Source organism: Salegentibacter sp. UBA1130, from assembly GCF_002311535.1.
GTDB lineage: Bacteria > Bacteroidota > Bacteroidia > Flavobacteriales > Flavobacteriaceae > Salegentibacter > Salegentibacter agarivorans.
On sequence record NZ_DCAP01000032.1, the window covers coordinates 1 to 26,153 of the forward strand.

The 26,153-nt window shown below is 38.1% G+C and carries 17 protein-coding genes and 1 pseudogene; 13 read left to right on the forward strand and 5 right to left on the reverse strand.

All coding sequences use genetic code 11. The features are described 5' to 3' along the window. Positions 1 to 3 precede the first annotated feature (3 nt). From B4F31_RS13050 to B4F31_RS13070, 5 genes are all read right to left on the reverse strand, one after another. The gene (locus tag B4F31_RS13050; RefSeq protein ID WP_286761458.1) at positions 4 to 1,680 is read right to left on the reverse strand and encodes a sulfatase family protein; all 1,677 of its coding nucleotides are present in this window, start codon (positions 1,678 to 1,680) and stop codon (positions 4 to 6) included. A 430-nt stretch (positions 1,681 to 2,110) separates the two neighbouring features. Next, entirely contained in the window at positions 2,111 to 3,565 is a 1,455-nt protein-coding gene (locus tag B4F31_RS13055) for an alpha-amylase (RefSeq protein ID WP_286761459.1), read from the reverse strand. A 57-nt stretch (positions 3,566 to 3,622) separates the two neighbouring features. Further along, complete coding sequence (locus tag B4F31_RS13060; protein ID WP_286761460.1) at positions 3,623 to 4,762, reverse strand: SusF/SusE family outer membrane protein; 1,140 nt, start codon at positions 4,760 to 4,762, stop codon at positions 3,623 to 3,625. 18 nt (positions 4,763 to 4,780) lie between these two features. Continuing rightward, positions 4,781 to 6,367, reverse strand: a complete 1,587-nt coding sequence (locus B4F31_RS13065) for a RagB/SusD family nutrient uptake outer membrane protein (RefSeq protein ID WP_286761461.1) — start codon at positions 6,365 to 6,367, stop codon at positions 4,781 to 4,783. A gap of 24 nt (positions 6,368 to 6,391) precedes the next feature. Then, positions 6,392 to 9,310, reverse strand: a complete 2,919-nt coding sequence (locus B4F31_RS13070; RefSeq protein WP_286761462.1) for a SusC/RagA family TonB-linked outer membrane protein — start codon at positions 9,308 to 9,310, stop codon at positions 6,392 to 6,394. Between the two features lie 225 nt (positions 9,311 to 9,535). Between B4F31_RS13070 and B4F31_RS13075 the strand changes: the two genes are divergently transcribed. The 13 genes and pseudogenes from B4F31_RS13075 to B4F31_RS13140 all read left to right on the forward strand — a co-directional run bounded on the left by B4F31_RS13075 (position 9,536) and on the right by B4F31_RS13140 (position 26,131). Then, positions 9,536 to 10,558 carry a LacI family DNA-binding transcriptional regulator gene (locus tag B4F31_RS13075; protein ID WP_075326377.1) on the forward strand — a complete coding sequence of 341 codons (1,023 nt, stop codon included), beginning with the start codon at positions 9,536 to 9,538 and terminating at the stop codon, positions 10,556 to 10,558. Between the two features lie 216 nt (positions 10,559 to 10,774). Further along, positions 10,775 to 12,121: an MFS transporter gene (locus B4F31_RS13080; protein ID WP_075327946.1), complete on the forward strand. Its 1,347-nt coding sequence runs from the start codon at positions 10,775 to 10,777 to the stop codon at positions 12,119 to 12,121. Between the two features lie 109 nt (positions 12,122 to 12,230). Continuing rightward, entirely contained in the window at positions 12,231 to 12,890 is a 660-nt protein-coding gene (gene pgmB / locus B4F31_RS13085; protein ID WP_286761463.1) for a beta-phosphoglucomutase, read from the forward strand. Between the two features lie 81 nt (positions 12,891 to 12,971). Next, positions 12,972 to 15,278, forward strand: coding sequence for a glycoside hydrolase family 65 protein (locus B4F31_RS13090; RefSeq protein WP_286761464.1), 2,307 nt, complete (start codon positions 12,972 to 12,974; stop codon positions 15,276 to 15,278). Positions 15,279 to 15,413: 135 nt separating this feature from the next. Continuing rightward, positions 15,414 to 17,270 carry a glycoside hydrolase family 13 protein gene (locus B4F31_RS13095; protein ID WP_286761465.1) on the forward strand — a complete coding sequence of 619 codons (1,857 nt, stop codon included), beginning with the start codon at positions 15,414 to 15,416 and terminating at the stop codon, positions 17,268 to 17,270. Between the two features lie 234 nt (positions 17,271 to 17,504). Then, entirely contained in the window at positions 17,505 to 18,944 is a 1,440-nt protein-coding gene (locus B4F31_RS13100; RefSeq protein ID WP_286761466.1) for an alpha-amylase family glycosyl hydrolase, read from the forward strand. 124 nt (positions 18,945 to 19,068) lie between these two features. Then, positions 19,069 to 20,055, forward strand: coding sequence for a 6-phosphofructokinase (gene pfkA / locus B4F31_RS13105; protein ID WP_075326385.1), 987 nt, complete (start codon positions 19,069 to 19,071; stop codon positions 20,053 to 20,055). Positions 20,056 to 20,073: 18 nt separating this feature from the next. Further along, on the forward strand, positions 20,074 to 21,072 hold the full coding sequence (gap, locus tag B4F31_RS13110; RefSeq protein WP_075326386.1) for a type I glyceraldehyde-3-phosphate dehydrogenase: 999 nt from the start codon (positions 20,074 to 20,076) through the stop codon (positions 21,070 to 21,072). Between the two features lie 94 nt (positions 21,073 to 21,166). Beyond that, positions 21,167 to 22,027 carry an N-acetylglucosamine kinase gene (locus tag B4F31_RS13115; RefSeq protein ID WP_075326388.1) on the forward strand — a complete coding sequence of 287 codons (861 nt, stop codon included), beginning with the start codon at positions 21,167 to 21,169 and terminating at the stop codon, positions 22,025 to 22,027. A 47-nt stretch (positions 22,028 to 22,074) separates the two neighbouring features. Next, complete coding sequence (locus tag B4F31_RS13120; RefSeq protein WP_286761467.1) at positions 22,075 to 22,797, forward strand: magnesium chelatase domain-containing protein; 723 nt, start codon at positions 22,075 to 22,077, stop codon at positions 22,795 to 22,797. Beyond that, a pseudogene (locus B4F31_RS18085) lies at positions 22,689 to 23,611 on the forward strand (YifB family Mg chelatase-like AAA ATPase). The gene B4F31_RS13120 and the pseudogene B4F31_RS18085 overlap by 109 nt, the downstream one beginning before the upstream one ends. Before the next feature lie 148 nt (positions 23,612 to 23,759). After that, positions 23,760 to 24,911 (forward strand): DUF2891 domain-containing protein, encoded by a 1,152-nt coding sequence (locus B4F31_RS13135; RefSeq protein ID WP_286761468.1) that lies wholly within the window; start codon positions 23,760 to 23,762, stop codon positions 24,909 to 24,911. Then, entirely contained in the window at positions 24,911 to 26,131 is a 1,221-nt protein-coding gene (locus B4F31_RS13140) for an Nramp family divalent metal transporter (protein WP_286761469.1), read from the forward strand. The genes B4F31_RS13135 and B4F31_RS13140 overlap by 1 nt, the downstream gene beginning before the upstream one ends. Positions 26,132 to 26,153 lie beyond the last annotated feature (22 nt).

Below are 26,153 nucleotides of genomic sequence, written 5' to 3' on the forward strand. Positions count from 1 at the left end.
TGCTTATTTATCCTCGTAAACCTTAATAAATTGCTTATCCAGCTCTTCTGAATCTTTATACTTTTTTCTAGTTTCTCGTAATTTTTTCATCATCATTTCCCTTACTTCCGAATAATCTGGATCGTAAAATACATTATGCAATTCCTGCGGATCGTTTTTACGGTCGTAAAGTTCCCATTCATCTACATCATAATAAAAGTGGATGATCTTATAATCTTTAGTAGCAATACCGTAATGCCTTTTTACAGCATGCTCGGCAGGATATTCATAATAATGATAGTAAACAGCATCTCTATCCCAGGCCTCTTTTTCTCCTGTTAACAATGGTAATAAACTCTTACCTTGCATTTCATCTGGAGCATTTAGCCCGGCAGCATCTAAGAATGTTTGTGCAAAATCCAGGTTTTGCACCATTTCCCCTTCGGTAATACCTGCTTTTATTTTGTTTGGCCATTTTATAAGTAAAGGAGTTCTAAAAGATTCTTCATACATAAATCTTTTATCGAACCAACCGTGCTCTCCTAAATAGAAACCCTGGTCTGAAGTATAAACCACTATGGTGTTGTCAGATAAGTTATTATTATCTAGATAGTCTAATACGCGACCTACGTTTTCATCTACTGAAGCAATAGTTCCCAGGTAATCCTGCATATAACGTTGGTACTTCCATTTCATTAAATCCTCATCATCCATATCTGGATATTTCTCTTCAAACTCTTTATTTATTGGATCGTAGACCCTATCCCAGGCAGCTTTTTGCTCTTTATTCATCCTTTTGGTAGGATCTCCCAGGTAACGTTCTTTTATTCCCAGTTTTTTGATTGTAGTATCCTTTAACTTATTATCGTTGGTAAGTAGCATATGGGTAAGAATATTCATTTCAGCCGTTTTTGCGGCTGTACTTTTGCGGGTATTCGGCTCATCCAAATTGTATTCCTTAGACGAATCAGGAGAACTTGATTTAAGATCTTCGGGCTGAATACGAGTATAGTCATCAAAAAGGGTTTCTGGTAGTGGGAATTTTTTTTTCGTGAATTCTTTGTAATGTCTTTCCGCTGGTAACCAGGCGCGGTGTGGAGCTTTGTGTAAATACATCAATAAGAACGGTTTTTCTTTATCGCGTTCTTCTTCCAACCAGTTTATGGTGAGATCTGTAATTATATCGGTAACATAACCATCTATTACGGTATCTCCGTCTTTGGTTATAAAGCGTGGGTTATAATAACTTCCCTGGCCGGGTAAGATTTTAAATTCATCAAAACCTTTTGGATTGTTTCCAAAGTGTAATTTTCCAAACATTGCGGTTTGGTAACCGGCATCCTGTAAGATTTGCGGGAAAGTTATATTAGTAGTATCAAACTTACTAAGGTTGTCAATTTTCCCATTTAAATGACTGTGCTTACCAGTTAAAATAACAGCTCGCGATGGGGCGCAAATAGAATTGGTTACCGAGGCATTGTTAAAAAGAACCCCTTCACTGGCCAGCCTGTCAATATTTGGTGTATTGATAAGTTTATCATTATACGCACTTATTGCCTGGTATGCATGGTCATCAGACATCATAAAGACAATATTAGGACGTTTGTCCTGGCGTAACTCTTTTTTCTCTTCTTCGTTTTTACAAGAAAATAAAGTTGTTGCTAAGACTAGTGAACAAAGGAAAACTCTGTAATTCGGCATAGGTCCTTATTAGGATTAAGTACTATAAATAAATTTTTATAAAGATATTATAATTATAAAAAAATTATATAAATTATAAATAATAAGACAAAATTATTTTCAAAACGAAAATAAAAATAGGACTGGTTGAATTAAAATTGGGTTATTACAGCATAACGAACTGAAGGGTAATTGTTTTCTTCTAAATAATGAATCTTACCCTGGTAGGTTTCGGAATATGCGATAATCTTAATTAATAGATAGGCTGATTTTTGGGACAGGGTAATTGATTTGGTTAATAGATAAATTTAGGAGAAAACCGGGAAGAGAAATTGATTAAATGAATAGTGAAAAGAAAATAAAAGCCGAATGTCTCGAAAAAAAAAGAGGCTGGTTGAATTAACAACCAGCCAGTCTTTGAATTAACACCTATGAAAATTCAAAATAAAACCTATTTCGTGATGGAGTATATTGAATATCCATTCGCCGGAGCTTCAATTATTGCCATTCCGTTTTCATCGGAGGTAGGGGTGTATGTTGTGTTACCACTATAATCTAATAAGGTAACGTTATTCCAATTAGTTTGAACGTTTCTACGTTTTGTAGAATTTCCGGTGCTAATATATAGAATTAATCCGGGGTTTTCAGCATTCCCTTCCCTTTTCATTACATATTCGTTATTATCTACATGAAGTACTTCTACATCACCAAGTGCCAGACTATTATGAATCTCGATTAACTGCTTAATTTCTTCGTTGAAAGCTTCATTTTCGTAATCTGAGTAGAAAATTGTAGGATATCCGTCGTGTGTTAAAATATAGGCATAAGCTTTCATTTTATTCTCTGTAGCGATGCGATTGTCTTCATTTTCGTCTTTTTCGGTGTCATGATTCGCTACAAAAGTCACAGCTTTGTCAGGATTAACCTTACGAAGTGTATTTCCGTCTAAATAATTTAGGTCGTCAAAACGATCAAAAGCTTCTTCCATTTTATAGAAGGCAGCAAAATCGAAAGCTGAAACTCCAGTGGCGTCAACCCAGTCTACCAGAACATCTGCATTTCCGTCAAAATTCTCTCCAACAGCAAATCCGCCAACTTCGTTCATCCAACCTTCAATCACCCAGGTTCCAAAACCTTTTACGTAATCAAATCGCCAGCCGTCAAAACCCATTTCATTTTTGTAATATTTTGCGACAGAATTTTCATTCTTCCAAAACCAGTCCTGTACATAAGGAACATCGTGATCTACATCCTGTTCAGAAAAGAAAAGATCTCCCTCATCACTTTGGCTTACATCGTTTGGATGAAAATGTTCGTAGTTTCTATTGAACATCCCTGAAGCGTTTCCATTTTCTTCGTTGAATAGGGTATAGGTATCCTTTTCGCGATATGGATTGTATTCCAGGCCGCCGCCCGAATTATGGTTTAAAACGATATCTGCAATCACCTCTAAGCCCAGCTCATGAGATTTAGAGATAAGATTTTCCAGCTCTTCGCGAGTCCCAAAACGTGTAGGAACAGTCCCGTGTTGATCGTATTCTCCAAAATCGAAATAATCTGAAGGGTCATAGCCCATAGAGTAACCGCCAGACTGACCTTTGGTAGCTACGGGAAGCCATATTCTATCTATCCCGGCATCTGCCCAGCCTTCAACTTTATCTGAAAGGTTATTCCACCATTCAAAGCGTGGTTCTACATCCCAGTAAAAAGTTTGCATCATTACTTTTTGCCCGCTGGAATATTGGGAAAGGTCTAAGGCTTCAGGATCATTAGGGGTTTCTTCCGGTTCTTCGCCACCGGTAATATCATCTGTTTCATCAACAACTTCATCGTCGTCTTTAGAACAGCCAGATACCACTAAAAGCAAGCTGAAAAGAAAAGGGAATAAAAATTTAGTTTTTTTCATAATTAATAAGAATTAAAAAGGGCTGCACGCGGCAGCCCTTTTAGTTAATTGAGTCTTTTACTCTTCCCCTTGTGGGATAAAGATATATCGACCATCCAGTGTGTTAAACCACACATCGTAAGTTCCTGCGCTCACTGGAATATTTGGTCCAGCTACTGTAGTTTCCCCGCTAACTGGAGTTGCTCCACCCCAATCTAGATCCCATGCGTCATCTGCTCTAAACTTCGCTTCACCATCAGTTAATTCAATTCCTTCGATATACCAGATATGAGGGTTGAATTCAGACTGAGTCATATCAGTATCATCATCCCACGCACCAGGAGTGGCATCGCCAATTATCCCGATGTTTGTTTCAACTTCGACTGCACTTTCATCTATTTCTTCCCAGGTGTAAGTCATTTCATCAACATTCACCATTAGAGAATAATAGGCATCATCTTCTACCGGGAATGCATTAGGATCATTACCTAAGATATCACTGTTAGTAAGTTCACCATTAGAAAGTCCCCATTGTGGTTGCCACGCTGTAGTTTGTAAAAATTTGAAACCTTCTATATCTCCTCCTCCGGCAAATCTTCCTTCGAAGTAATAGATATTTTCATTTTCACCATCTCTAAACAAAGGAGTGTTGTTGTTTGCAGGATCCCAACCGGCTGCGGTGGCATCTCCTACAAGATAAAGTTCCATTTTAGGTGCTTCACCTTCTTCTTCGGCTTCTGGTAGCTCTACATTAAGGCCAATAGTTTCAGAAAATTCTTCTAAAGCATTTCCTTCACCGTCACCGGCAAATGCACGTACTTTAAAGTAAACGCTGCCAGTATTTGGCGCTTCGGTTTCAGGATCGTTATCAAGACCTGCATCTTCAGCAAGATCTCTCATTTGGCCAATGCTTACACCAAGATTATTATTATCTGTACTTCCTATTACCATAAAGTCTCCAAAAGCTTCATCTGCAGAGCCCTGAAGCTCATAGGTAATAGTAGTAGGTGCATCAAAATCTACTTCGTTCCAAACAAATCTTTCGGCAAGATTGTCTGGATTTCCCGATGGTAACACATAGGTGTTTTGAAATGAATTGCTAAACTGAATTCCTTCCGGGTCTGGTTGCGCAACGAATACAATATCATCGTCTTGTGTACACGCGCTAAAGCTTAGTAGCGCGATAAATGCTAAAAATAAAATTGAAAATTTCTTCATTTTAATTCTTTTATAAAATTAATATCCTGGACTCTGTTCTAAATTGGTGTTAACTCCTAAGTCTGAAGCTGGTATAGGCATTAGGTTTCTGTAACCTTGTGTAGTTGCTCCCTGTGGAACATCTCCTTTCCATGGCCAAATTCCATTTTCAGTAAATTGGTTAAACCTTATAAGATCTGTTCTTCTGTGTGCTTCCCAGTATAATTCACGGGCGCGCTCATCTAATATAAAATTTAAGCTTAGATCTGATGCGCCAACCTGGTCTGCATCAACTCGTTCCCTCAATTCGTTTACATAATCTAAAGCAGCCGCCTGGCTACCACCACCGCCTCTAAGGTGGGCTTCAGCATACATTAAATATGCATCTGCAAGTCTAAACATTGGGAAATCTGTATCAGGGAATTCCCCGGTATCATCAGATCCCCATTCGCCATCTACGGTAACATTTTTGAACTTGGTAATGGCAAAGCCATCATTAAAGCTGGAAATTTCATCTATCTCTTTAGTTTGTCCTTCTGTAAAGAAAAGTGCTCTTTCATCTTCAGAATCTGCTCCATTTGGAAATTTATCTACCAGGGCAGCGGTGGTTCTTAAACCGGCCCAACCACTACTTACTCCAAAGTCTGCAGGATCCATATCGCCACCTACAGCAGCGTGAATAATAAATGCCATACCGCCATAAGACCTGGTTTGCTGCCCATCAAAAGTAATAGGGAAGATCACTTCAGATTGTGCTCCATTGGAATCATTATCTGCCAGGAATAATTTTTGGTAATCATCTGCTAAACTATAGTTTGCGTTAATTACTCTTTCCGAATAATCTAAAGCTTCAGTATAATGAGCCTCACCGGTATAAATTTCAGCATTTAGATAAAGTTTAGAAAGCAGCATCCAAACTGCAGCCTGATCGGCACGCCCGTATTCATTAGAATTAGCGCTTACAATTTCGCTTTCTATGGCTAAAAGTTCACTTTCTACAAAATCGTATAATTCTGGTCTTTGAATTTGCTGCGGAAGAAAAGCTCCTACAGGGTCTTCTTCGGTCACAAAAGGAACATTACCAAATAAATCTAAAGCGTGATAATAATGAAGTGCTCTTAGGAACCTTGCTTCAGCACGGTAAATGGCTATATTTTCTCTTTCTTCAGCTGCAATGCCTCTAGACTCTAAAAGTTCTGGAGTGCTTTGTCTTAAAAATTCATTAGTAAGAGAAACCTGGTACAAAATCCTTGAGTACATAGTTCTAATAAACTCGTTTCCTGCAGTCCAGTTTTGGGCGTGCAAGTCCTGGATTGTACCATCGTTCCAGCCAATTACAGCTTCATCTGTAGTAAGTTCCTGCATAGACCAGTATAATCTAAGATACTGAGAGAAACCTTCGTCAAGACCAATAAGGTCTGGATCTCCGGCTGGACCTTCCTGGCCACTAACCGCAAGACCGGCATAAAGTTTAGCCAAAAACTGTTTGTAAGATGCTGGATCTTCAAATGTAGTTTCGGCCGTGAGCCTGTTATCTTCAGGCTGCAAATCTAAATCGTCTTCACAAGACCAGAGGAAACCGGCACTTATAAATAAGATTAAGAATGGTTTTAGTGTTTTTAACATAACTAATTTATTATATATTTTTTCTTAAAATGAAAGATTTAAACCAAGTACAATGGTGGTAGATCTTGGATAAAAATTGTTGTCTATACCGTTAGCAATTTCTGGATCTAAACCTTCATAATCGGTTATAGTCCATACATTGGTTGCGGTTAGTGAAGTTCTAATATCAAGGTCTTCTCCCGGGAATAAATATCCTACAGAAATGTTGTCTAGCTTCACAAAATCAGCCTTTTGAATATAATAGTCTGAAAAGAACTGGTTATTGTTAAAGTTGCTTTCTAAAACATTGCTATTAAAGTTTGAATAGTAAGGCTGCGGGGTAACTGTACCTGCGCCTACAAATCCGTTACTTGACTGGGTGTTGTTGTACATGTAATTTCCGAAGTTACCTCTAAAGGTAAAGCTGAAATCAAGGTTTTTATACCTCATAGTATTTGTTAATCCCATAAAGTAATCTGGTGTGGCTTTTTTATAAGCAACCCTGTCTTCTTCTGTAATTTCGTTATCCCCGTTCACATCTACATAAGCACCTTCTATTGGTTGCCCATTTTCATTATAAACCTGGCGGAAAACATTAAAGGTAGTAGGGTCAAAGCCTTCTTTCCATAGCTGGATGTTGTTACCAACACCACCGCTAATTTCTCCTTGTGGAATTTGGAAATTCGGGTTGTCACCCAGGGTTAAATTGGTGATTTCTAAATCCTGGAAGGTTAAATTGTAATTTAAATCCCAGTTGAAATCTTCTTGCTGAATAATAGCACCATTAATTCCAAATTCAAGTCCTTTACTTACCGTGCTACCTACGTTGGTAACTAAAAGGTCGGTAAGGTTAGCACCTGCCGGTACCGGTACTGTTGCTAAAAGATCTTCAGTTTCACGGTAATAAGCTTCTATGGTACCAGAGATCCTGTTATTAAAGAAACCATAATCTATACCAACATTATAAGTTTTTAATTCTTCCCATTTAAGTTCAGAATCGTAAGCTTCAGGACGTAAGGTATTGTAGAACTGATTACCAAACTGGTATCGCGCTCCACCTACACTTGGGTTATAAGTTCCGAAGTAACCATAATTAGGTCCAATTTCCTGGTTACCGGTTACCCCGTATCCTGCACGAAGTTTTAATTGGTTCAATACATTAGAATCTGCAAGGAAGTTTTCGTTATGTAATTTCCAACCTACAGATAATGCAGGGAAAATACTCCATTTATTGTCTCCTCCAAATCTTGAAGAACCATCTCTACGCACGCTACCAGAAACCAAATATTTATTGGCAATATCAAAACTGGCACGACCAAAGTAAGATTCCAATGCATTTCGATTAATATCTCTTGGGAAATCCTGAATATCGTTAGAAACTGTTTCAGTTGTTTGGCTGGTAATAAAGAATTCCTGGTAAGAATGTCCTGCAGTTAAATCAATTTCAGTATCCAGAAAATCTATATCATTTTTATAATTGAAATAGAAATCCAGAAGTGTATTTCTGTTGAAACCACCATAATCTTCAAAATAAGGAATATCCTGGTTGTTTGCAGCAGAAGTTAATGGTCTTCTATTATAACCATCATTCTCTGAATAATCAAAACCTGCATTTACATTAAATTTCAATTCCGGAAGGAAATGGAATTTATATTCTGCATTCAGGTTGGTGATATTTCTTTTAGTAACTCCACGGCCATCTAATTGCTCTAAAAGTGCTAATGGGTTACGTGTAGCCTGGATTTGTTGTTGTTGAGGTGAAAGTGTGTGCTCATAATATCCATCAAAGTAACTTCCCTCATTATAAACCGGTTGGGTAGGGTCAAAGCCTACGGCTGAGCCAATAGCACCCTGATCTGCAAAACGGTTTTCATCTACAATTCCTTTAGAAGTTAAGGATAATTTTAGGTGATTATCAAATAAATCCTGGTTAAGCGCAATATTAAGAGCGTTTCTTTCATAAACATCGGTTTTTAAAACTCCTGTTTGTGAAGTGTGGTTGTAATTTATACGGTAAGTGAAATTTTCAAATCCCTGTGTTGCCGTAAAGTTGTGAATAGCTCCTACAGCGGTTTGGTAAATTTGATCCTGCCAATCGGTATTAGCATCTCCCAATAAAGAAGGGTCTGTTCCCGGGGTTTCGTTTATTAAAGTACGAAATTGATCGGCATTCAATACATCTACCTTATCTATAATCCTTCCGGCAGATACTTTAAGATCGTAAGATAAAGCCAACGGAGATTCTTTTTTACCAGTTTTGGTGGTGATTAAGATTACCCCGTTAGAAGCCCTGGAACCATAAATAGAAGTTGCAGCAGCATCTTTTAAAATTACAAAATCTTCAATTTCATTTGGGTTAATGGAGTTTAACTGGTTTCTAACACCCTGAACTCCTCTTTGGTCTAATGGCACACCATCTACTACAATAAGTGGGGAGTTGTTACCCGATAAGGAAGAACCACCACGAATTCTAATTTCAGAACCACCACCTGGTTCACCGCTTCCGGGAGTAATTCTAACCCCGGCCGATTTACCTGATATTAATTGTTCTGGTGAAACTACTGCTCCCTGGTTAAAGCTTTCAGCAGAAATCTTTTCTACAGATCCTGTTGCATCCTGTTCAGATGTGCTACCGTATCCAATAAGAACTACCTCTTCTAAAGTAGCCTGATCTTCGTCTAACTGAACATCTAAAGTTGCCTGTCCTTCATAAGGAATTTCCTGACTGGCAAAACCAAGAAAAGAAAAGACAAGAATATCGTCTTCACTTACGTTTTGAATGGTATAATTACCATCAAAATCTGTGACTGCACCATTAGTTGTTCCTTTTACAATAACGTTTGCGCCGGGAATTGGAAGGCCGGTTGCGCTTTCGCTAACAACGCCACTCACAGTCTCCTGCGCAAAAAAGCTCATTGGTAGCATTAAGAGCAACATCAACGTGCTTTTAAATAGTGTTTTCATAAATTATTTTATTGATTTTTACTAAAAATTATGCTTATATTTTTACTTCCTGAGGTTAAAAGTATGTAAACAGAATGTAAAGAAATAGGCATTCCCTTACCAGTATTTTGCGCAAACGTTTGAGTGTTGAAAACTTTTGATTTTTGCGGGTATAGCGTAATTTTTATGGTATTTTTACGACATCTTAAAAATTATCCCTGAGTTATTTTTAAATAATAGATTTTTATGAAGCCAAAATTGACCCTAAAACAAATTGCAAGAGAATTAGACGTATCAATTTCTACTGTTTCAAAAGCCCTAAGAGACAGTTCAGAAATTGGGGAAGAAACCCGTAAAAAAATCAAGGCTTTTGCAAAATTATATAACTACCGGCCTAATAATATCGCACTCAGTCTTAAAAACCGAAAAACAAAAACTATAGGAATTATTATTCCTGAAATTGTTCATTATTTCTTTACTACAGTAATTAGTGGGGTAGAGCAGGTTGCCAACGAAATGGGGTATAACGTAATTGTATGTCTTTCCAACAATTCTTTTGATAAAGAAGTACTAAACCTTGAAATGCTGGCAAATGGCAGTACCGATGGTTTTATCCTTTCTTTGGCAAAAGAAACCATGCAAAAGGAAGATTACCATCACCTTACTGAAGTTACCAACCAAGGAATGCCCGTAGTTTTATTTGATAGGGTAGTAGATGAAATACATTGCGATAAAGTGATTATTGATGATGTTATTGGTGCCAAAAAAGCTGTTCAATATTTGCTTGATAAAGGATCGAAAAAAATCGGACTGGTTTCTACGGTAGATTATGTGAGCGTAGGGAAATTAAGAACCCGTGGTTATCTTGAAGTTTTAAGAGAAAATAATGTAGAAATTGATGATAAGCTTATCCTTAAAATAGAGGATATGGATAATAGTGAAACTGAAATTAAAGACTTTATTGATAAAAATGAAGTCGATGCAGTTTTCGCAGTGAACGAGCATTTTGCCATTTACGCGATAAAAGCCATTCAGGAAAAAGGTTTAAAAGTTCCAGAAGATGTCTCTGTAATTGGTTTTACAGATGGGGAGCTTTCAAAAAGATTTATTCCCAGCCTTACCACTGTAAGTCAACACGGCGAACGTATGGGAGCTGAAGCTGCCAGGCTTTTAATAGATAAACTGGAAAGAAAACCAGAGGAAGAAGAATCTTATAGAACAGTAATTGTAGAAACCAATTTGATAGAAAGAAATTCTACCAAATTGTAAACTACTTTTAATCCAGCCGTGGAGAGCTATTTTTGAATTTTAAATACTGTCTGGAGTATTTAATTCTCGATTCTCGAGTAATTTTCGATTACCATCTTTAAAATTTTATATATATTTACCCCAGCTTAGTTAATTTATCAGAACTTATATTTTTACTTCCTACCTAAAATAAGTTTTGATAAGCCTTATGCTTATCGTAAACGTTAATTGTACGATATGCAAAAACGTAGATTAAGTTTCTGGGAGATCTGGAACATGAGTTTTGGTTTTCTTGGAATCCAGATGGGGTTTGCACTCCAAAATGCCAACGCAAGTAGAATTTTACAAATCTTTGGAGCCGATATTCACGAGCTTTCGTGGTTTTGGTTAGTGGCGCCGGTTACCGGTTTAATCGTTCAGCCTATTATAGGCTACTATAGCGATAGAACCTGGACCAGCCTTGGTCGCAGGCGACCATTCTTTCTAACTGGAGCAATTTTAGCGGCAATAGGCCTTATTTTAATGCCTAACGCCGATTGGTTTATCGCTATTTTGCCTTCCCTTTGGGTAGGTGCCGGGATGCTCTTTATTATGGATGCTTCCTTTAATGTAGCGATGGAACCTTTTCGCGCCCTGGTGGCCGATAAGTTACCTTCAGATCAAAGAACCCTTGGCTTTAGTGTGCAAACCGTTTTAATAGGAATTGGGGCCGTAATTGGTTCCTGGTTGCCTTATGTTTTGACCAACTGGTTTGATATTAGCAATAGAGCGGTGGTGGGAGAAGTTCCGCTAAACCTGCTGCTTTCATTTGTAATTGGAGCGGCTATTTTAGTCGGGAGTATTCTGGTAACGGTAATTACTACCAAAGAATATTCTCCCGAGGAACTGGAAAAAATGGATGACCACGTTGAAGAACCGGTCGATGAAAATGAAAAATCCAGTTTGCTGGATATCTTTTCAGATTTTGCTAAAATGCCTCATACTATGCGGCAGCTTAGCTGGGTTCAGTTCTTTTCATGGTTTGGGCTTTTTGGAATGTGGGTTTTCTCAACTCCCGCAATTGCCCATCATATTTATGGCTTACCACTTTCAGATAGTAGCAGTGAAACCTATCAGGATGCCGGCGACTGGGTTGGTGTGCTTTTCGGGGTTTACAATGCTGTTTCAGCGGTTTTTGCATTTTTTCTTCCGGCTATTGCCTTAAAAATTGGAAGAAAAAGCACGCATATTATGTCGCTATTTATTGGCGCCCTGGGAATGCTGTCCATTTATATAATGCCGAATGAATATTGGCTATTGCTTTCTATGTTCGCTATTGGTATTGGTTGGGCCAGTATTTTGGCAATGCCTTATGCAATTCTTGCCGGATCAATTCCACCGAAAAAAATGGGGGTGTATATGGGGATCTTCAACTTTTTTATTGTGATCCCACAAATTGTAAATGCACTTATTGGAGGATTAATGGTAAAATATCTTTACGACGGAAACCCAATCTACGCCTTAGTTACCAGCGGAATTGCTTTTCTAATCGCCGCTATACTTACTTTTAGAATAGACGATGTGGACGAACCCGTTAAAGCATAACAATATCAGTTCGAGTAGATTTGATGAAACTTAGTGGGCTCAAAACGTCTCGAGAACTGCATCGATAAAGAAATGCTGAAATGATAATTAAAAGAGATAATTTAAGATAATGAAGACAACAAAAGGAGTAATATTCGATTTAGACGGCGTAATTGTAGATACCGCAAAATTTCATTTTTTGGCCTGGAGAAAACTGGCTAACGATTTGGGTTTCGATTTTACCAAAGCCCAAAACGAACAACTTAAAGGTGTTAGCAGGGTAGAATCTCTTAAAAAAATACTGGAATGGGGAGAATTGGAACTTTCTAAAACAGAATTTAAACGCCAAATGGCGCTTAAAAACGAAAATTATCTCTCTTATGTTGCTAAAATGGACGATGACGAAATTCTTCCGGGAGTTCAAAAGGTGATAGATTATTTAATTGAAAATAATATTCCTTTCGCTTTGGGTTCCGCAAGTAAAAACGCACGTAATATCTTAAAAAAGATCAATTTGCTGGAAAAATTTGACGCCATTGTTGATGGCAATGATGTTAACAAAGCAAAGCCCGATCCTGAGGTATTTCTTATCGCTGCAGAAAAGATAAATATTAATCCAGAAAACAGTATCGTTTTTGAAGATTCTGTAGCCGGAGTGCAGGCTGCAAATAATGCAAATATGATGAGCATTGGAATTGGCGAAAAAGAAATATTGGGTGAAGCCGATTATGTATTCAACGATTTCACCGAAATAGATATAGATTTTATAAAGAAATTACTCAGTAATTGAGATAATTTCTTTCAATAATACAACTTAAACCTATGGGTTTGTCCCGGGTTTATCAATTAGAAATTAGACAGAAATAAAGCAATGAACCAAGATTATATACAACCTAACGAGTGGTCCATTCTGGAAGAAGGATTTGATGTAGAACGCGTAAAATCGTCTGAAAGCCTTTTTAGTATAGGTAACGGCGTTATGGGGCAGCGAGCCAATTTTGAAGAAAACTATTCAGGGCCCAGTTTCCAGGGAAGCTACATTGGTGGGGTTTACTATCCTGATAAAACCAAAGTTGGCTGGTGGAAAAACGGCTATCCAGAATATTTTGCAAAAGTACTTAACGCACCCAACTGGATTGGGGTAAACGTGTTTATAAACGATGAGGCCTTAGACCTTTTTACCTGTAAAAAAGTTGAAGATTTTAAGCGTGAACTTAATATGAAAGAAGGTTTTCACCGCCGCAGTTTTATAGCTACGCTTCCAAACGAAATCGAAATTTCGGTAAAAGCCACCCGTTTTCTTTCTATTGTTGAAGATGAACTTGGCGCGATAGATTTTGAAATTGAAGTTTTGAACAGCGATGCTGAGGTTCGTTTTGAGCCGTATCTAGATGGCGGAATCACGAATACCGATGCCAACTGGGAAGAACGTTTTTGGAAGACTTTAGAAGTGAAATCTGAAGGCAACAAAGGTTTTGTGCTTTCTAAAACTTTAAAAACTGAGTTCCACGTAAACACCTATATGCAATCTGAAGTTTTGCTGAACGGGCAAAAACAAGATGTCGATTTTACTGAAACCAAAACTGCAGATTCACTCACTTTTTCCTATTCAGTTAAAGCTGAAAAAGGACAAAAAGTAAGTCTTAGAAAATATGCCGGCTACGTAACCGATATGAACCATAAGCGTTCAGATCTCGTGGAAGCGGCTAGTAAAGTATTAGATTATGCCACTAAAGCCGGATTTTCCAAATTGCTTCAGGATCAAAAAGAAGCCTGGGAGAAAATTTGGGAAATGGCAGATATCACTATTGAAGGTGATGTAAAAGCCCAACAGGGAATTCGCTTTAATATTTTTCAGCTCAATCAAACTTATTTAGGAAAAGACGAGCGTCTAAATATTGGTCCAAAAGGCTTTACCGGCGAGAAATACGGCGGAAGTACTTATTGGGATACCGAAGCCTATTGTATTCCTTTTTATATGGCAACCAAAGATCAGCAGGTAGCCAGGAATTTATTGACCTATCGTTATAATCATTTAGACAAAGCCATAGAGAATGCCGAAAAACTTGGTTTTACCAATGGCGCGGCGCTTTATCCAATGGTTACGATGAATGGCGAAGAAAGCCATAATGAATGGGAAATTACTTTCGAGGAAATTCATAGAAATGGCGCAATGGTTTATGCCATTTATAATTATGTACGCTACACGGGCGATTTCGATTATATTCCGGAAAAAGGCCTGGAAGTAATGATCGCAATTGCAAGATTCTGGCAGCAAAGAGTCAATTTCAGCGAACACAGAAATAAATATGTAATGCTGGGTGTAACCGGGCCAAACGAATATGAAAATAATGTTCACAATAACTGGTACACCAATTATCTTGCGAAATGGTGTATTGAATATTGCCTGGAAACCATTGAAAAGGTGAAGGAGGCTTATGCCGAAGATTATAAGCGTGTAATGGGTAAAACCAGGCTCAATGAAGGCGAAATGGCGAAATGGAGAGAAGTTGCTGAAAATATGTATTTCCCATATTCCGAAAAGCACGAGGTTTTCCTTCAGCAGGACGGATTTTTAGATAAAGAGATCGTTCCAATAGCCGATTTGGACAAATCTCAACGTCCCATTAACCAAAAATGGAGTTGGGACAGGATTTTACGTTCCTGCTATATTAAACAAGCTGATGTTTTGCAAGGCTTCTACTTTTTTGAAGATCATTTTAGCAAAAAAGAACTTGAAAAACATTTTGACTATTACGAACCTATCACCGTTCACGAATCCTCGCTTTCTCCTTGCGTGCATAGCATTCAGGCTGCACTTCTGGGAAGAACAAAGCAGGCTTACGAGTTCTATTTAAGAACTTCAAGGCTGGATTTAGATGATTATAATAAAGAAGTAGAGCAGGGGTGTCATATTACAAGTATGGCCGGAACCTGGATGAGTATTGTAGAAGGTTTCGGCGGAATGCGGGTTAAAGATGATCAACTTTCTTTTAATCCCACAATTCCTGAAGACTGGAAAACCTATTCTTTTAAAGTGAATTTTAGAGACCAGATATTAAAAGTGAAAGTCTCTGCAGATAAAACGGTTTTCTACCTGGAAGGAGATAACGCGATTGAAATTAATGTAAACGGAAAAGCTGTTGAATTGCAGCCAAATCAGGAATTAGAGGTTTAATACGTCATCCTGTCCCGAAGCTTCGGGATATTTCAGGATCTAAGATGTTAGAATCCCGATGCAAATTCGGGATAAAGACTGAAATAAGTTCAGGTTGACGATAATTAGCAGAACAATTACTTAAAACAAAAAATCATGAAAAAAATACTAATCACTTTAATGCTCCTCACCGGTTTAACCGGGTTTGCGCAAATAGAGCGTGTAGAGCCGCCAAACTGGTGGACGGGTTTTGAAGAAACCGAACTCCAGTTAATGGTTTACGGCGAAAATATTGGAAATGCCACTCCCAACATCGATTATCCCGGAGTAAGCATTGAAAATGTTGAAAAAGCCGATAGCCCTAATTACCTGTTTATCGATTTGGAAATCGGGGAAGCAAAACCGGGAACTTTTGAGCTCACTTTTGAGCTTGAGGACGGCTCAGAAGAAGTATATGAATATGAATTGAAAAGTCGGGAAAAAGCTGCATCAGAATATGTAGGTTTTGATAATACCGATGCGATTTATCTAATCACACCAGACCGATTTGCGAATGGAGATACATCTAATGATAGTTTTAATTTTCTAAACGAAAAAACGAAAAACCGCGAAGATGATTATGGTCGCCACGGGGGAGATATCCGCGGAATCATCAATCATTTAGATTATATAGATGAAATGGGTTTTACCGCTATTTGGCCTTCGCCTTTGGTGATTAACGATATGAAATCGGGTTCTTATCACGGTTATGCGATGACTGATTTTTATAAGGTAGATCCGCGGTTTGGAACTTTAGAAGAATACAGAGAATTAGCAGATAAAGCTACCGTTCGTGGAATAAAACTGGTTATGGACCAGGTAGCTAATCACGCCGGCGTTGAGCATTGGTGGATGGACGATCTGCCATTTGACAATTGGATCAACTTCCAGGAGAAATTTGAAAATGGCGAAGATTTGGTTTATTCCAATCACCGTAGAACGACCAACCAGGATCTATATACTTCAGAAACCGATAAAAAAGGAATGACTGAAGGTTGGTTTGTAGAAACCATGCCCGATCTAAATCAGGAAAATCCGTTTATGGCCAAATACCTTATTCAGAATAGTATTTGGTGGATTGAAACTCTTGGTTTAGGTGGGATTCGCCAGGATACTTATCCTTATCCCGATAAAGCATTTATGAGTGATTGGGCTGGCGCAATTATGACCGAATATCCAAACTTTAATATTGTAGGCGAAGAGTGGAGCTTGAATCCGTTGCTTATTCGTTACTGGCAGGATGGTGTGGATAATGGTTATGATTCTAACCTAAAATCTACGATGGATTTCGCAATGCAAGAAAGAATTGTAACCGGCTTAAAAGCTGAAGAAACCTGGGGCACCGGCCTGGTGGAAATTTACGAGGGCTTAGCCAACGATTTCGCGTATGCCCATCCTGAAAATATTATGATTTTCCCCGATAATCACGATAAAAGTCGAATCTATACCCAACTTGGAGAAGATGTAGCCAAAACCAAAATGACCGTAGCTTATATGGCTGTTTTGCCGAGAATTTTCCAAATGTACTACGGTACCGAAATTCTAATGGATGATACCGAAAATCCAGGCGATCACGGTTTAATTAGAACCGAATTTCCCGGTGGTTGGGATGATAGCGAAGTGAATGCTTTTACTGGTGAAGGACTGTCGGAAGAAAAGGCTGATATGCAGGAATTCGTTAGAAAAGTGATGAATTACCGCAAAAACAGCGAGGCAATTCATTCAGGAGTAACCAAACATTTTGCTCCGGAAGACGGTACTTACCTAATTACAAGAAAGGCGGGCGATGAGGTTCTAGTGCTAATTTTGAATAAAAATGAAGAAGCAATTACTTTAGACTTGGAACGTTTCAGTGAATTAAATTTAGAAGGAAAAACTTTTAAAAATATTATTTCCGAAGAAATATTTCAGTGGGAAGACTCATTGGAATTATCGGAAGAAGGAGTTTATTTCTTTACTACGAAAATGGAGTAGTGAATTTCCTACGAGGTTTTTAAAACCTCGTAGGTATACAAAAAGGAAAACCTACAAGGTTTTAGAAACCTTGCAGGAGAAAAAGTATAGGGCACGTCATCCTGAACTTGTTTCAGGATCTAACATGTTTGAATTTAATATCACATTAGAAGTTGAAACATCCCGAAGTTTCGGGACAGCATGACGTCAATAATAAAATAGAGTAAAAATATAATATCAACTAAATAAAGAATAATGAAAAAAACATTAATAATGCTGCTGGCTTTTACGGCCTTATTTTCCTGTAAGGAAAATGAAAAACAAGAGCAGCCAGAGCAAAAAGAAGAACAAAAAGCGATAGCTCCCATTTCTAATGAGGCGATGGAATCTGCGGTGATTTATGAGGCAAATATTCGCCAGTATTCACCGGAAGGAACCTTTAATGCCTTTACTGAAGATATTCCGCAGCTAAAGGAACTGGGTGTGAAAGTGATTTGGTTAATGCCTGTTTATCCTATTTCTATGAAAAATAGAAAGGCAACCGGAGATCTTTCAGTAGAAGATATTGAGGATCCGGAAGAAAGAGAGAAGTATCTTGGAAGCTATTATGCGATTTCAGATTACACCGATGTAAACCCTGAATTCGGGAGCTTTGAAGATTTTGAAAAACTGGTAGAAACCGCTCACGAAAACGATATGTATGTAATTCTGGATTGGGTGGCTAACCACACCGGTTGGGATCATAAATGGATAGAGGAAAAACCTGAATTTTATCATAAAAATGATAAAGGTGAAGTTACCGATCCTATAAATCCTGCAACAGGGGAATCCTGGGGCTGGACAGATGTTGCTCATTTAAATTTTGAGAACAAAGAGCTTCATAAAGCTATGGGGGAAGAAATGAGGTTTTGGGTAGAAGAATATAATATTGATGGTTTTAGAGCCGATGTAGCCGGGGAAGTACCAACTGAATTCTGGGAAAGCATTGTTCCGCAATTAGAGGAAATTAAGCCGATTTTCATGCTAGCAGAGTCAGAGGACAAGGATCTTTTTGAAAATGCTTTTGATATGGGTTACAACTGGGAAGGTCACCATATTATGAATGAAATGGCACAGGGTAAGAAAACTGCCAAAGACTGGGATGCTTATATGCAGAAAATAGATTCCACTTACCAGGAAGATGATTATTTGATGAATTTTGTTACCAACCACGATGAGAATTCCTGGAACGGAACCGTGAAAGAGAGAATGGGAGATGCTTCAGAAGCTATGATGGCACTTACTTATACTTTACCTGGAATGCCATTAATATACAGTGGGCAGGAATATGATATGGATAAAAGACTTTTATTTTTTGAAAAAGATACTATTCCGAAGGAAAAAGGAAAAGTTTGGCCTTTACTGGAAAAACTTGGAAAATTGAAAAACGAAAACAAAGCCCTGCACGGTGCAAAGGAAGCTGCTTCTTATGAAAATATAGAAACTTCAGAAGAAGAAAAAGTTTTAGCTTTTAAAAGGGAAAAAGATGGAGCTAAGTTATTTTATATTGCCAATATGAGCGATAAAAATACTAGCTTCAGCATTCAGTTAAACGGAAGTTTTGAAGATTATTTATCTGGAGAAAGCTTAGAGATTTCAGAAGATAAAAATATAGATTTGGAACCCTGGCAGTACTTTATCTTAATAAATAAGTAATAAATTTACTAAAAAACTAAAAACAGCCCTCTCGAAAGGGCTGTTTTTGTTAGTTATTAACCGAAAACGTTTTAGTTTTTTAGGAAATTAGGTTATATTGTAGAATTAAAATAGATTTGGCCTAATGGCGAAAAAAATTAATAAAATTGCAGTCTTAACTTCTGGGGGTGATGCACCCGGAATGAACGCCGCTATAAGGGCGGTTGTTAGATCCTGTTCATACTATAACCTGGAATGTGTGGGTGTTTACCGCGGGTTTCAGGGACTTATAGAAGCAGATTTTGAACCACTTAACGCAAGATCTGTTAGAAACATCATTAATAAAGGAGGTACATTTTTAAAATCTTCCCGATCTGAAGAATTTAAAACTAAAGAAGGAAGGGCAAAAGCTCATAAAAATCTTACCGATGCCGGTATAGATGCTTTGGTTGCGATTGGTGGAGATGGAACTTTTACCGGAGGCCTTTATTTTAGCAACGAGTTTAATTTTCCAATTGTGGGAATTCCCGCAACTATAGATAACGATATTAACGGTACCGATTATACACTTGGTTACGACACCGCTTTAAATACGGTAGTGGAAGCCATAGATAAAATTCGGGATACCGCGAGTTCTCATAACCGATTATTCTTAATTGAAGTTATGGGTCGGGATGCAGGTGATATTGCTTTAAATAGTGGTATTGGTGCAGGAGCCGAAGAAATATTATTGCCGGAAGAAGACCAGGGAATTCAACGAATGATGGATTCTTTGGAAAAAAGTAAAAAATCCGGAAAGACTTCCAGCATTATCGTGGTGGCTGAAGGTGAAAAGAGCGGAAAGAATATTTTTCAGTTAGCTGAATTTATTTCGCAAAGCCACGAAGAATATGACATTAAAGTCTCTGTATTGGGTCATATTCAAAGAGGAGGTTCTCCAAGTTGTTTTGATCGTGTTCTGGCCAGTAAGCTTGGTGTTGGTGCGGTTGAAGCATTAACCGATGGTAAAACCAATATCATGTTAGGCGTGCACCACCAAAAAGTGGTTCACGTGCCTTTGGAAACTGCTTTAAAAGAAGACAGGGAATTTGATCAGGAATTAAGAAGGGTGGCAAACATCACTTCAGTGTAAATTTTTAAAATTTAAATTATGAGTACAAAAATTGGAATTAATGGTTTTGGCCGAATAGGACGTATCGCGTTTAGAATTGCGGCTGAAAAAGATAATGTAGAAGTTGTTGCAATCAACGATTTACTTGATGTAGATCATTTAGCTTACTTGCTAAAATATGATTCTGTTCACGGTAGATTTAAAGGAGATGTTTCTGTTAAAGACGGAAATCTGGTTGTTAATGGAAATACCATTCGTATTACAGCAGAAAAAAATCCGGCAGACCTTAAATGGAACGATGTAGGGGTAGATGTTGTGATTGACTGTACAGGTATCTTTAAAGAAAAAGACTCTGCACAGGCGCATATTGATGCCGGTGCTAAGAAAGTAGTTATTTCTGCACCATCTAAAACCGCACCTATGTTTGTAATGGGTGTTAACCATAAAGATGTTAAACCGGAAGATACAATTGTTTCTAACGCTTCCTGTACTACAAACTGTCTTGCTCCACTTGCAAAAGTAATAGACGATGAGTTTGGTCTTGTAGAAGGTTTAATGACAACAGTTCACGCAACTACAGCTACACAGTTAACTGTAGATGGACCATCAGCAAAAGATTTTAGAGGTGGTAGAAGTGCTCTTATGAATATTATTCCATCTTCAACAGGTGCAGCAGTTGCTGTAGGGAAAGTAATTCCTAAACTAGATGGGAAACTTACAGGGATGGCTTTTAGAGTACCAACCGCAGATGTTTCTGTAGTAGACCTTACGGTTAAGACAGACAAGTCTGTGAGCTACGAAGATGTAAAAGCTGCATTCAAAAAAGCTTCTGAAGGAGCTTACAAAGGAGTGATTTCTTATACTGACGATGCTGTGGTTTCTCAGGATTACGTATCAGACGCACATACTTGTAACTTTGATGCCGATGCAGGAATCGCACTTAACGATAATTTTTTCAAATTAATCGCATGGTATGATAACGAATATGGTTATTCTGCCAAACTTTTGGATTTAGCGGCACACGTTAATTCAATTTAATATTTTATTTTAGAGCCTGAAGAAAGCTACGCTTAGGTTATTTTTAATCTTTAGCCCTTTCCTCAGGCTTTTTAATTAAACCATATTCACACACATGATATTAATAGCGGACGGTGGCTCTACAAAATGTGATTGGATTTTACTTAGTGCAACGGGAGAAGAATTACTTAGAACCCGCACCAAAGGATTAAATCCGGCAGTATTTCCCGAGGGAGTACTGGAACAACGTATTGAAGAAAATGCCGAATTAAAAGAAGTAAAAGATAAAGTAGAACGCGTGCATTTTTATGGCGCCGGTTGTGGTACCGAAACGCCTAAAAAATTATTGGAAGGAATTTTTACCAATTTCTTTACCAATGTAGAAGAAGTTATAATCCTGGAAGATATGGTAGCTGCGGTTTACGCCGCCACTACAGAGCCAGGAATTGTATGTATACTTGGTACAGGTTCTAATAGTTGTTACTTTGACGGCAAGGATATTCACCAGGCCGTGCACTCTCTTGGTTATATTCTTATGGATGAAGCCAGTGGAAATTACTTCGGAAAAAGACTAATTAGAGATTATTATTATAAAAGAATGCCTCCAGAACTTGCTGAAGAATTTGGTAAGTTATACAATATGGAGTCAGATGAGATTAAGAAAAACCTCTATCGCAGAGAGAATCCAAATACTTACCTCGCTTCTTTTGCTGAATTTATTTTTTCTAACGAACGTAATGGTTATTTCTACAAATTAGTACACGAAGGAATTACAGATTTTATGCATTCCCGTGTAATGTGCTACAAACAAGCCCAAAATACGCCTGTGCATTTTATTGGTACCATCGCTTACTTTAGTGAAGATATTATTCGTGCAGTAGCGCAACCTTATGGAATAGAAATTGGGAATATTGTACGTAGACCTATTGATGCATTAATAGAATACTATAGAAAAGAAGTGCTTGCTCCTAATTAATTACAGTTTTTCATAAATTTTATTACATTTAAGAAATTTACACTTAAATGCTTATAAAAGTTTATGGAAGTGCCGTCTTTGGGGTAGAGGCAACTACAATTACTATAGAGGTAAACGTAGCAACCGGTATTGGATATCATTTAGTTGGTCTTCCAGATAATGCGGTTAGGGAAAGCAGTTTTAGAATTGCAGCCGCGCTACAAAATAACGGCTATAAGTTTCCGGGTAAAAAGATCATCGTCAATATGGCGCCAGCCGACTTTAGAAAAGAAGGTTCGGCTTACGATCTTAGTTTAAACCTTGGAATTCTGGCCGCTTCGGGCCAAATTAAAGCAGAAAATATTTCAGAATATATAATTATGGGTGAGCTTTCGCTAGACGGAAGCTTGCAACCCATAAAGGGCGCCTTGCCCATTGCTATTAAAACCAAAGAAGAAGGTTTTAAAGGATTTATCCTTCCGAATCAAAATGCCAAAGAAGCCGCCATTGTTAGCGGGCTTGAAGTTTATGGCGTGGAAAATATCACAGAAGTAATTAACTTTTTTGATAAAGATGAAGCTTTAGAGCGAACCATAATTAATACCCGCGAAGAATTCTACAAAAACCTGGATCATCCCGAACACTATTTTGCCGATGTTAAAGGCCAGGAATCTATAAAACGTTGTATGGAAATTGCCGCAGCGGGAGGTCACAATATTATTTTAATTGGTCCGCCGGGATCCGGAAAACGATGCTGGCAAAACGCCTGCCCAGTATTTTACCACCAATGACTTTACACGAAGCCCTGGAAACTACTAAAATTCATAGTGTGGTTGGTCGTGTTAAAGAACACGTGGGTTTAATGTCTCAAAGGCCATTTAGAAGTCCACACCATACAATTTCAGACGTCGCTTTAGTCGGCGTCGGGCGTATCCGCAACCAGGAGAAATTTCTTTATCACATAATGGCGTCTTATTTTTAGATGAATTACCAGAATTTAAACGCGGCGTTTTAGAAGTAATGCGTCAACCGTTGGAAGATCGCAAAGTAACGATTTCCAGAGCTAAATTTACGGTAACTTATCCTTCTAGCTTTATACTGGTGGCGAGTATGAATCCCAGTCCAAGCGGATATTTTAACGATTCCGATGCGCCTGCAACTTCTTCCCCGGCAGAAATGCAACGCTATTTAAGTAAGATTAGCGGCCCTTTATTAGACAGAATAGATATTCATATTGAAGTGACTCCCGTTCCATTTGAAAAATTAAGTGAAGAACGCCATGGGGAAAGCAGCGTTGAAATTAGGAAAAGAGTAACTCAGGCACGCCAATTTCAAACCGAACGTTTTAGAGAATCTGATTCAGTGCATTACAATGCGCAAATGAGTGTACGCCAAATTCGAAAGTTTTGTGCTCTAGATGATGCTTCAAAAGCTTTGCTTAAAACCGCAATGGAGCGTTTAAATCTTTCTGCTCGCGCCTACGATCGTATTCTTAAAGTTTCAAGAACTATCGCTGATTTAGAAAATTCAGAAAATATTAAAGGGAACCATATTAGCGAAGCTATTCAGTATAGAAGTCTGGATCGAGATGGCTGGCTTGGCTAAAATCTTCTTTTAAGTTAATTTTGATTTTTTTGAAAAAAAGAAGCCATGAAATATGTCAACTTTTAAATTTATATTTACTTGCTATAAAAATTGATTAAAGTCCCACAAATTGGTTTAGGGGTAATTTATTAGCTAAGACCACGATACTATGAAAAAAAGTTTATTGTTGCTTATTGCCATTTTAATATTCGCGTGTAAAGGGGAACCCGAAGTTAAAGAAGTTTCAGAAATGGAGCGAGATACTATTAAAGAAGAAAATTCTTTAACCAGCGACCTATTAGGTGAAAATCGTGTAGAATTTACCAGGGAGGAAGCCAATAGATTAGCCGAACTTCCGCTAAATTGTATTAATACCGAATATCCTAATAAACTTAATCAAACCCTGGAAAATATAGAGGCTATAGGGGAACCTTCTGAATTACACCCTGCATTTTACGGTTGTTTTGATTGGCATTCATCGGTGCATGCGCATTGGTCTATGGTTAGTTTACTTAAGCAATTTCCAGATTTGGAGAAAGCTGAAACCATTAGAGAGAAATTAAAGGAATCTCTTTCTGAAGAAAATATTCAGGGCGAGGTGGCTTATTTTAACAGAGAACAAAGCGATTCTTTTGAGCGTACCTATGGATGGGCCTGGCTACTGAAGCTCGCCGAAGAAATTGAAACCTGGAACGATCCCCTGGCCAAAGAATTAAAAGAGAATTTAGATCCGCTTACCAATCTTATTGTGAATAAATACTTAGAGTTTCTTCCGAAATTAAATTACCCAATTAGAGTAGGGGAACACGCTAATACAGCTTTCGGACTTAGTTTTGCTTACGATTATGCCGTAGCTACCGAAAATACCGAATTTAAGCAATTGATCTCAAATAGGGCCAGGGATTTTTATTTGAAGGACGATAATTGCCCAATTACCTGGGAACCGGGCGGATTTGACTTTCTTTCACCTTGTTTGGAAGAAGTTAATATAATGCGCCGTGTTTTACCAAAAAATGCCTTTGAAATGTGGTTGGAAGATTTTCTTCCGCAGTTAAAATCTGAAGATTTTGAAATGGAAGTTGGAGAAGTTTCTGATAGAACCGATGGAAAACTGGTGCATCTTGACGGACTGAACTTTAGCCGTGCCTGGGTTTTCTACGGACTTATAAATCAATATCCCGATAAATTCTCGCATTTACAGGAAATCGCTGATAGGCACGTGGCTTATTCTTTTCCTAACCTGGTAGGAGATTCTTATGAAGGCGGTCATTGGTTAGGATCTTTCGCTATTTACGCCCTTCAGGAATCTAAAGGTATGTAGTGCGAAATTTTTTGAAAAACCTTGGGCCGGGAATCCTTGTTTCGGCTGCGTTTATTGGGCCGGGAACGGTTACAGTTTGTACGCTCGCCGGGGTTGAATTTGGTTATAGCCTGCTTTGGGCTTTAGTGCTTTCTATATTTTCCTGTATAATTTTACAGGAAATGGCAGCCAGGCTTGGCGTGGTTTCTCAAAAGGGTTTAAGTGATGTTATTCGGGAGGAGATAAAAAAACCGATCTTCAGAGTTTTAGCAATTATCCTTATTTTTTCAGCTATAGTTATCGGGAATGCTGCTTACCAAGCAGGTAATATTACCGGCGCTGTTCTTGGAGCTGAAGCTATCTTCGGAATTCAGAATCTGCAAATTGGCGATTTTAAGCTCAACTTATGGAGTATTTTTATTGGCGCAGTCGCGTTTATACTTTTATTCACCGGAAGTTATAAAACCCTCGAAAAGATCTTTATTGGCCTGGTTTTACTAATGAGTATAAGTTTTGTGCTTACTGCTATTCTTACCAAACCTGATATTTTAGAAATTTTAAGCGGACTTATGCCTACAAGTAATGCTGCCGGATTGCTTACGGTGATGGCTATTGTAGGTACTACCGTGGTTCCTTACAACTTATTTCTACACGCTTCTCTCGTTAGTGAAAAGTGGAAAGAAGCTTCTTATTTGCCAACTGCAAGGAAAGAACTCATAGTTTCTATAATCCTTGGCGGTACGGTTTCTATGGCAATTCTAATTAGCGCCGCTTCTTCAGGCTTAACTAATGTGAATTCTGCAGCTGATATGGCGGTAAGCCTCGAGCCGCTATTCGGGAAATTTGCTACCTGGTTTATGTCCTTGGGACTTTTGGCTGCCGGGATCACTTCTTCTATTACCGCTCCTTTAGCCGCCGCTTATGTAGTAAAAGGCTGCTTTGGTTGGAAAGGCGGGATGAAGTCAGCGAAATTTAAATCAGTCTGGGCCTTGGTTCTTATTTTGGGTGTGTTCTTCTCTTCCCTGCAAATTAATCCTATTGAGATTATACGCTTTGCCCAAATCGCTAACGGAATCCTCTTGCCGGTAATTGCTATTTTCTTATTTTGGGTAGTCAATAAAGCCTCGGTTTTGGGTAAACACCGCAATTCTAAGCTTCAAAATGTATTAGGAATACTTGTTATTGCGCTTTCTGTATTTTTAGGAATTAAAGCGATTCTAAGCGTTTTACAAGGTTTTTAATATATCTATTTTATTTTCCTGC

Bases quoted from the DNA above. Each gene is read 5' to 3' on its own strand.
- B4F31_RS13055 (WP_286761459.1), bottom strand. From the start codon at position 3,565: ATGAAAAAAACTAAATTTTTATTCCCTTTTCTTTTCAGCTTGCTTTTA.
- B4F31_RS13075 (WP_075326377.1), top strand. From the start codon at position 9,536: ATGAAGCCAAAATTGACCCTAAAACAAATTGCAAGAGAATTAGACGTA.
- B4F31_RS13050 (WP_286761458.1), bottom strand. From the start codon at position 1,680: ATGCCGAATTACAGAGTTTTCCTTTGTTCACTAGTCTTAGCAACAACT.
- B4F31_RS13060 (WP_286761460.1), bottom strand. From the start codon at position 4,762: ATGAAGAAATTTTCAATTTTATTTTTAGCATTTATCGCGCTACTAAGC.
- B4F31_RS13070 (WP_286761462.1), bottom strand. From the start codon at position 9,310: ATGAAAACACTATTTAAAAGCACGTTGATGTTGCTCTTAATGCTACCA.
- B4F31_RS13090 (WP_286761464.1), top strand. From the start codon at position 12,972: ATGAACCAAGATTATATACAACCTAACGAGTGGTCCATTCTGGAAGAA.
- gap (WP_075326386.1), top strand. From the start codon at position 20,074: ATGAGTACAAAAATTGGAATTAATGGTTTTGGCCGAATAGGACGTATC.
- B4F31_RS13100 (WP_286761466.1), top strand. From the start codon at position 17,505: ATGAAAAAAACATTAATAATGCTGCTGGCTTTTACGGCCTTATTTTCC.
- B4F31_RS13095 (WP_286761465.1), top strand. From the start codon at position 15,414: ATGAAAAAAATACTAATCACTTTAATGCTCCTCACCGGTTTAACCGGG.
- B4F31_RS13080 (WP_075327946.1), top strand. From the start codon at position 10,775: ATGCAAAAACGTAGATTAAGTTTCTGGGAGATCTGGAACATGAGTTTT.
- B4F31_RS13115 (WP_075326388.1), top strand. From the start codon at position 21,167: ATGATATTAATAGCGGACGGTGGCTCTACAAAATGTGATTGGATTTTA.
- pfkA (WP_075326385.1), top strand. From the start codon at position 19,069: ATGGCGAAAAAAATTAATAAAATTGCAGTCTTAACTTCTGGGGGTGAT.
- B4F31_RS13120 (WP_286761467.1), top strand. From the start codon at position 22,075: ATGCTTATAAAAGTTTATGGAAGTGCCGTCTTTGGGGTAGAGGCAACT.
- pgmB (WP_286761463.1), top strand. From the start codon at position 12,231: ATGAAGACAACAAAAGGAGTAATATTCGATTTAGACGGCGTAATTGTA.
- B4F31_RS13065 (WP_286761461.1), bottom strand. From the start codon at position 6,367: ATGTTAAAAACACTAAAACCATTCTTAATCTTATTTATAAGTGCCGGT.
- B4F31_RS13135 (WP_286761468.1), top strand. From the start codon at position 23,760: ATGAAAAAAAGTTTATTGTTGCTTATTGCCATTTTAATATTCGCGTGT.